The organism is Aeromonas crassostreae (genome assembly GCF_054052445.1).
The window spans coordinates 1-6203 of sequence record NZ_JBSTYM010000046.1 but is presented as its reverse complement, the minus strand read 5'-3'; the positions used below and the strand labels follow the sequence as shown (position 1 = coordinate 6203).

The 6203-nt window shown below is 64.1% G+C and carries 7 protein-coding genes; 4 read left to right on the top strand and 3 right to left on the bottom strand.

Features of this window, described 5'->3' with window-relative positions; translation table 11 throughout:
- Positions 1–76: 76 nt before the first annotated feature.
- The 3 genes from trmL to ACW5W4_RS18675 form a co-directional block, all read right to left on the bottom strand.
- A complete protein-coding gene (gene trmL / locus ACW5W4_RS18685) occupies positions 77–541 on the bottom strand; it encodes a tRNA (uridine(34)/cytosine(34)/5-carboxymethylaminomethyluridine(34)-2'-O)-methyltransferase TrmL (protein ID WP_041997475.1) in 465 nt (154 codons plus the stop codon).
- Between the two features lie 67 nt (positions 542–608).
- Positions 609–1961: an ATP-binding protein gene (locus ACW5W4_RS18680; RefSeq protein WP_456690387.1), complete on the bottom strand. Its 1353-nt coding sequence runs from the start codon at positions 1959–1961 to the stop codon at positions 609–611.
- Positions 1958–2650: a response regulator gene (locus ACW5W4_RS18675; protein WP_408798079.1), complete on the bottom strand. Its 693-nt coding sequence runs from the start codon at positions 2648–2650 to the stop codon at positions 1958–1960. The genes ACW5W4_RS18680 and ACW5W4_RS18675 overlap by 4 nt, the downstream gene beginning before the upstream one ends.
- Before the next feature lie 87 nt (positions 2651–2737).
- Here ACW5W4_RS18675 and fieF point away from each other — a divergent pair, with 87 nt between their 5' ends.
- From fieF to ACW5W4_RS18655, 4 genes are all read left to right on the top strand, one after another.
- Positions 2738–3649 carry a cation efflux pump FieF gene (gene fieF, locus ACW5W4_RS18670; protein WP_408798076.1) on the top strand — a complete coding sequence of 304 codons (912 nt, stop codon included), beginning with the start codon at positions 2738–2740 and terminating at the stop codon, positions 3647–3649.
- Positions 3650–3657: 8 nt separating this feature from the next.
- On the top strand, positions 3658–4437 hold the full coding sequence (cysE, locus tag ACW5W4_RS18665) for a serine O-acetyltransferase (RefSeq protein ID WP_041997466.1): 780 nt from the start codon (positions 3658–3660) through the stop codon (positions 4435–4437).
- Positions 4438–4460: 23 nt separating this feature from the next.
- The gene (locus ACW5W4_RS18660; RefSeq protein WP_456690386.1) at positions 4461–5741 is read left to right on the top strand and encodes a hypothetical protein; all 1281 of its coding nucleotides are present in this window, start codon (positions 4461–4463) and stop codon (positions 5739–5741) included.
- A 168-nt stretch (positions 5742–5909) separates the two neighbouring features.
- On the top strand, positions 5910–6119 hold the full coding sequence (locus ACW5W4_RS18655) for a cell division protein ZapB (RefSeq protein WP_041997460.1): 210 nt from the start codon (positions 5910–5912) through the stop codon (positions 6117–6119).
- The last annotated feature ends 84 nt before the right edge of the window (positions 6120–6203 follow it).

Genomic DNA, 6203 nt, shown 5'->3' with positions numbered 1-6203 from the left:
CCCCTGACCCCCCCCCCCCCCCCCGAACCCGCCGGGGCCGGCTGGCCCGCCCGGGGGCCCTCTGTGTCGTGGGGTTCTACTGGGCGCCTCGATAGCCGAGCTGGCGCCAGCTCTCGTAGACGAACACCGAGACGGCGTTGGCCAGGTTCATGCTGCGGCTCTGGGGCAGCATGGGGATGCGCAGGCGCTGCTCGCCCGGCAGACTCTCGATGATCTCCATGGGCAGGCCACGACTCTCGGGGCCGAACAGCAAGGCATCCCCCAGGGTGAAGTCGACGGCCGAGTGGGGTCGGGCACCCTTGGTGGTGCAGGCGAATACCCGCCTGGGCGCCACGGCCGCGAGGAAGGCCTCATAGCTTGGCCAGCGCTTCACGTCGGCGAATTCGTGATAGTCGAGCCCGGCGCGCTTGACCCGCTTGTCGTCCCACTCGAATCCTAGTGGCTCTATCAGGTGCAACCGATAGCCGGTGTTGGCACAGAGTCGGATGATATTGCCCGTGTTGGGGGGAATTTCCGGTTGATAGAGCACGATATCGAGCATGACAAGATCCTGATGGGGGCCGGGAGGGGCGTCAGCATACCCAGCCGCTGCGGCAATGAAAAGAGGCTCATGTCAGGGGCAGCGTGATGGTGATGAGCAGGCCGTGGGGCACGTTATGGGCGGCCGTGATATGACCGCCATGGCGGTGCACCGCCTCGGCGGCGATGGCCAGTCCGAGGCCGGTCCCGCCGGTCTGGCTGTTGCGGGCATCGTCGACCCGGTAGAAGGGCTGGAACAGCAGCGCCAGCTGGTCGCTGGGCACTCCTGCCCCGTCATCGCGGATGCTCATGGTCCAATGCTGCGCCGTGCTGTGCCACTCCACCTCGATCAGGCTCTCGGCGTATTTGAGGGCGTTGCGCAGCGGATTCTCCAGGGCGCGCGCCAGCAGTTCGGGCCACATCCGCAGCGAGAGGCTGGGCAGGGGGGGAAGGATCAGGCGCTTGCCGCTCTGATGGGCCTCAAACAGGGCGTCATCCAGTATGGGCTCGAGCAGCTCGGCGAGGGGATGCTGGATGGGGGCTTCCACCCGCTGCTGGGCGCGGGAGAGATCGAGCAGGTCGCCGATCAGCTTGTCGAGCCGCCCTATTTCAGACTCGATGCGGGCCAGCTCGTTGCTGTCGCCCTGCTTGCGACGGATCAGCGCCTGGGCCAGCTGAATGCGAGTCAAGGGGCTGCGCAATTCGTGCGAGATGTCAGATAACAGCTGTTTTTGCTTTTGTATCATCAGCTTGAGAGTTTCCACCATGTGGCTGACGTTGTCGGCCAGCTGGCCAATCTCGTCGCGCCGCTCCAGGTTGGGGATCCGGGTTTCCAGCTCACCGGCGGCGATTTGGGAGACGGATTGCTGCAACTGCTGAATGGGGCGGGTCAGCCGCATGGCGAGCAACAGACACAGTGGCGTGCTGATCAGCATGGCGACCAACAGGATCAGCACGGGGTGATCCAGGATCTGGATCACCAGAAACAGATAGGGGTTGTCGACATTGAGGCCAAAGTAGACCTGGTAGCTGTGACCATTGTGCTCGAGCAGGAAGGGACCCGTGACCGCATCGTTGTGGTCGCGGCCCATCATGGGGTTGTCCGGCTGATCCACCTCCAGCATGAACCGCATCACGAACTTGTCCGGCGGTGTGGAGGCCTGCACCTGGCCCGCCTGGTCCCGCACATAGATGCTGCCCACCTGCATCAGACCGGCGGCCTGCAACGCCTGTTGCAGGTCGAATGCCCGGTCGGGCCGGGCACCTTGCAGCAGGGTGCGCACGTGCTGCTGCATGGAGAGCCGCTCCTTGGGGGGCAGGGGGATGGTGTTGCGTGGATCCAGGGAGGGGAGGCTGATCACCACCGCCAGGATCAGCAGCAACATGCTCCAGAACCAGAGAAAGATCTGACCCGAGAGACCATGGAGGGGAGGGAGTCTCATGTCGCGTCCAGCCAGAGGTAGCCGCGGCCCCGCACCGTCTTGAAACGGGGCTGACCATCGGCTCGCTCCGGCAGCTTCTTGCGCAGGTTGCTCAGGTGCATGTCGATGGCGCGATCGAAGGGCTCGAGCTTCTTGCCGAGCACCTGTTCCGAGAGCTGCTTCTTGCTGATGATCTGCCCCGGGCTGCGCAGCAGGCACTCCAGCAGGCCAAACTCGGTGGCGGTCAGCTCCAGCTGCCTGCCGTCGCAGCAGGCCTGCTGCAAGCCGGGTTGCAGCTGGATATCCATGAACTGCACCTCGTCGGCGCCCACTCGCGCTGGGTTGCTGCCCTGGGTGCGGCGCAGTATGGCGCGGATCCTGGCGAGCAGCTCCCTGTCGTCGAATGGCTTGGCCAGGTAGTCATCGGCGCCCGCTTCCAGACCATTGACCCTGTCCTGGCTGTCGCCGCGGGCGGTCAGCATCAATACTGGGGTATCGAGCCGCTCCCTCAGCCTGGCCAGCATGGCGAAGCCGTTGAGCCTGGGCATCATGACGTCCAGCAGGATCAGATCGAAGGCGTGCAGCGCCAACTGGTGCAGTCCCTGCTCGCCATCGTCGGCCACCGTCACCTGGAAACCCTCCAGGGTCAGGATTTCGTGGAGCATCTGGGTGAGGTCCAGGTCGTCATCGACCAGCAAAATTCTGTTCATCAGTCGCCAGTTCCGATCATTTTTCGCGCCAAGGGGGGCGCAGGGTCAGGGTATAATAGATTTTTAACCGCAAGAGGAAAGCCGGTTGTGAGCCATCAACAATATTCCCGCTGGGTGACCCTGGCCAGCATGGCCGCCGTCGGCACGGCCACCCTGCTCATCACCGGCAAGCTGATCGCCTGGCTGATGACGGGTTCTTCCAGCCTGCTGGCCTCCCTGACCGACTCCTTCATGGACGTGAGTGCCTCCATCATCAACCTGCTCGCCATCCGCTATGCCATGACCCCCGCCGACGAGGAGCACAGATTCGGCCATGGCAAGGCGGAATCCCTGGCCGGCCTGATCCAGTCCGCCTTCATCGCGGGGTCGGCCCTGCTGCTGGTGATGCACGGCATCTCCTCCCTGCTCAAGGAGGATCCCATCTTGCGGCTGGAGGCGGGCATCTGGGTGAGCCTGGGCTCCATGGTGCTGACCCTGCTGCTGGTGGGCTTCCAGCAATTCGTGGTGCGGCGCACCGGCAGTGTGGCCATCAAGGCGGACATGCTGCACTACCGTTCCGATCTGCTGCTCAACGGCGGCGTCTTGCTCGCCCTGGTGCTGGCGGGACAGGGCTGGCTCTGGGCCGATGGCTTGTTTGCCATCCTGATCGGCCTCTTCCTGCTGTGGGGGGCGTTGACCATAGGGTACGAGTCGGTGCAGGCCCTGCTGGATCGCCAGTTGCCAGAGGAGGAACAAGCGAGAATAATGGCCCTTTGCTGTGAGGTCGCCGGTGTGCACGGTGTGCATGACCTGCGTACCCGCCAATCCGGGCCGACCCGTTTTGTGCAATTACATCTGGAGCTGGATGATCAGCTCCCCCTGGTCAAGGCCCACCAGATCGCCGACGAGGCGGAACTGGCGGTGCGCCAGGCCTTTGAGCGGACGGACGTCATCATTCACATGGACCCCATCTCTGTGGTGCACAAGGAACGGCAAGGCTCCCCCATCGAACAACAGTAGGCAGTAACATGGATGATCTGGTTGCCCGTACGTGGCAAAAAATTCAGCAGGAAGCGGGCATGATGGCGACCCAGGAGCCCATGTTGGCCAGCTTCTTCCACTCCACCATTCTCAATCATGAGACGCTGCGCTCGGCCCTGAGCTTCCAGCTTGCCAACAAGCTCGACAGCGCCACCATGCCCGCCATCGCCCTGCGCGAGGTGATAGAGCAGGCCCTGCGCAGCGATCCCGACCTGCTGGCCGTGGTGGCAGCCGACATCTGTGCCGTACAGGAGCGGGATCCCGCGGTCGAGTTCTTCTCGACCCCCCTGCTCTATCTCAAGGGGTTCCACGCCCTGCAAGGCTATCGGGTGGCCCACTGGTTGTGGCAGCAGGGGCGCCGCCCGCTGGCGCTCTATCTGCAAAACCAGATCTCGGTGGTGTTCGGGGTGGATGTGCATCCCGCCGCCCGCATCGGCAAAGGCATCATGTTTGACCATGCTACCGGCATAGTGGTCGGTGAGACGGCGGTGATCGAGGACGATGTCTCCATCTTGCAGAGCGTCACCCTGGGGGGAACCGGCAAGGAGGGGGGCGATCGCCATCCCAAGATCCGTGAAGGGGTGATGATCGGCGCCGGTGCCAAGGTGCTCGGCAACATAGAGGTCGGCATGGGGGCCAAGATAGGGGCGGGGAGCGTGGTGATCAACCCGGTGCCGCCCCATACCACGGTCGCCGGCGTGCCTGCCAAGATCGTCGGTCATCCCGAGTGCGACAAACCCTCGCTGGACATGGACCAGTGCCTCTGACTCTCCTGATGTAAGGCTGGACCATGGCCAAGTGGTGGTCGGGATGGCTCATCCTGGCAATGTGGCTGCTCAATCTGCTGCACCTTTACGGGGGCATCTCGCCCTGGCCCGCCGCCCTGGCGGCCTGGATGGCGTCCCTGCTGACCTGGCCCAGGATGGCGGGAGCCGCCAGGCGCCAAGCCTTGGCGCTATACGGCGCCGCCCTGATACTGCTGCTGTTCTCCTTCGTGCGTGGCGCCGACCTCACCCTGGGGGAGTGGCTGTTGCCCAACATCAACATGCTGACCATGTTCGCCGCCGTGAGCACCCTCAATCTCGCGACCTCGGGGCTGCTGACCGGCACCCCTGCCTGGTCAGGCCGCAAGGGGCTGTGGAGCACCATGGCGAGCCTCAATCTGCTGGGGGCCGTGATCAATCTGTCGGTGCTCTTCATCATTGGCGATCGACTGGAGCGCAACAACCGCCTGGAGCGACGCCAGGTCATGGTGCTGAGCCGCATTTTCTGTGCCGCCGCATTCTGGTCCCCCTTCTTCGTGGCCATGGCGGTGGCGCTCACCTATGCCCCCGGCATGCGACTGGCTCCCATCTTGCCGTTCGGCATGCTCGGTGCCCTCATCGCCATGGGGGTCACCGCCTGGCAGGTCGAGCGGCTGGGGGCGATCGCCGATTTTCAGGGCTATCCGCTGCGCTTGCAGACCCTGGGACTGCCGCTGGCCCTGGCGGCGGCCGTGCTGCTGGTGAAGCAGTGGTGGCCCGCCCTCAGCATTCTGGCGGTGATCGCTCTGGTGGCCCCCTTGCTGGCGCTGATCTTCATGCCACGCCAGGGGCGCACCCTGGCGCTCAAGCGTCAGGTGGTGGAGCGCTTCCCCGCCATCGGCGGCCAGCTGGTACTGTTTCTCGGTGCCGGTCTGCTGGCGGCAGGGATCAATAGCGCCCTGTCCACCCTGGCCGTCGGCGATCACGGCTTGCCGCTGTTCCAGCACTTCGGCTGGTTCGAGGCGTCGCTGACCCTGCTGCTGATCCTGGTGGTGGCCATCTTCGGGGTGCATCCCCTGATCAGCATCTCGGGGCTGGCGCCGCTGCTCTGGCCCCTGCATCCGGATCCCAGCCTGCTCGGCATGTGCTTCCTGCTGGGCTGGGGACTGGCGACCGGTACCAGCCCGCTCTCCGGCTCCAACCTGGCATTGGCCGCCCGCTACAACCTGAGTGCCTCCCTGCTGCTGCGCTGGAACCTGACCTATGGCGCCTTCATGTATCTGATGGCCTGTCTGCTGCTGGGGGGATATATCGCCTGGCAGGGATGAATCCCGGCCCATGTGAAGAAAATCGACGCAGATTTGAGCTGGGATGGCGGCGAGACCGCATTTTCCCTCGTGCCGGCTTGTTTGTGCGAAGCGGCTCAGGGTATGCTGACTCCACGCGCTGGCATTGCCCTCTGTGGGGCATCGCAATTGAACAAACAGGTACGCATCATGTCACTAGAAGTCCTTGAACAACTCGAATCCAAAGTCCAATCCGCCGTCGACAACATCTCCCTGCTGAAGATGGAGCTGGACGAACTGAAGCAGCAGAACAACCAGCTGCAAGATGAGAACCATCAGCTGCGCAACGAGCATCAAGCCTGGCAAGAGCGTCTGCGCGCCCTGCTCGGCAAGATCGATCAGATGGACGAAGCCATCTGACCCCACGCCGTTCCTCGCCGCAAGTGAGAAGGGCGCCGCCGGAGCGGGCGTGTCGGTGGTTGCGGGCCGGGGCCCGGGGCGGTT

Coding starts and splice junctions, on each gene's coding strand:
- ACW5W4_RS18680 (WP_456690387.1), bottom strand. CDS start 1,961: ATGAGACTCCCTCCCCTCCATGGTCTCTCGGGTCAGATCTTTCTCTGG.
- ACW5W4_RS18660 (WP_456690386.1), top strand. CDS start 4,461: ATGGCCAAGTGGTGGTCGGGATGGCTCATCCTGGCAATGTGGCTGCTC.
- ACW5W4_RS18675 (WP_408798079.1), bottom strand. CDS start 2,650: ATGAACAGAATTTTGCTGGTCGATGACGACCTGGACCTCACCCAGATG.
- trmL (WP_041997475.1), bottom strand. CDS start 541: ATGCTCGATATCGTGCTCTATCAACCGGAAATTCCCCCCAACACGGGC.
- ACW5W4_RS18655 (WP_041997460.1), top strand. CDS start 5,910: ATGTCACTAGAAGTCCTTGAACAACTCGAATCCAAAGTCCAATCCGCC.
- cysE (WP_041997466.1), top strand. CDS start 3,658: ATGGATGATCTGGTTGCCCGTACGTGGCAAAAAATTCAGCAGGAAGCG.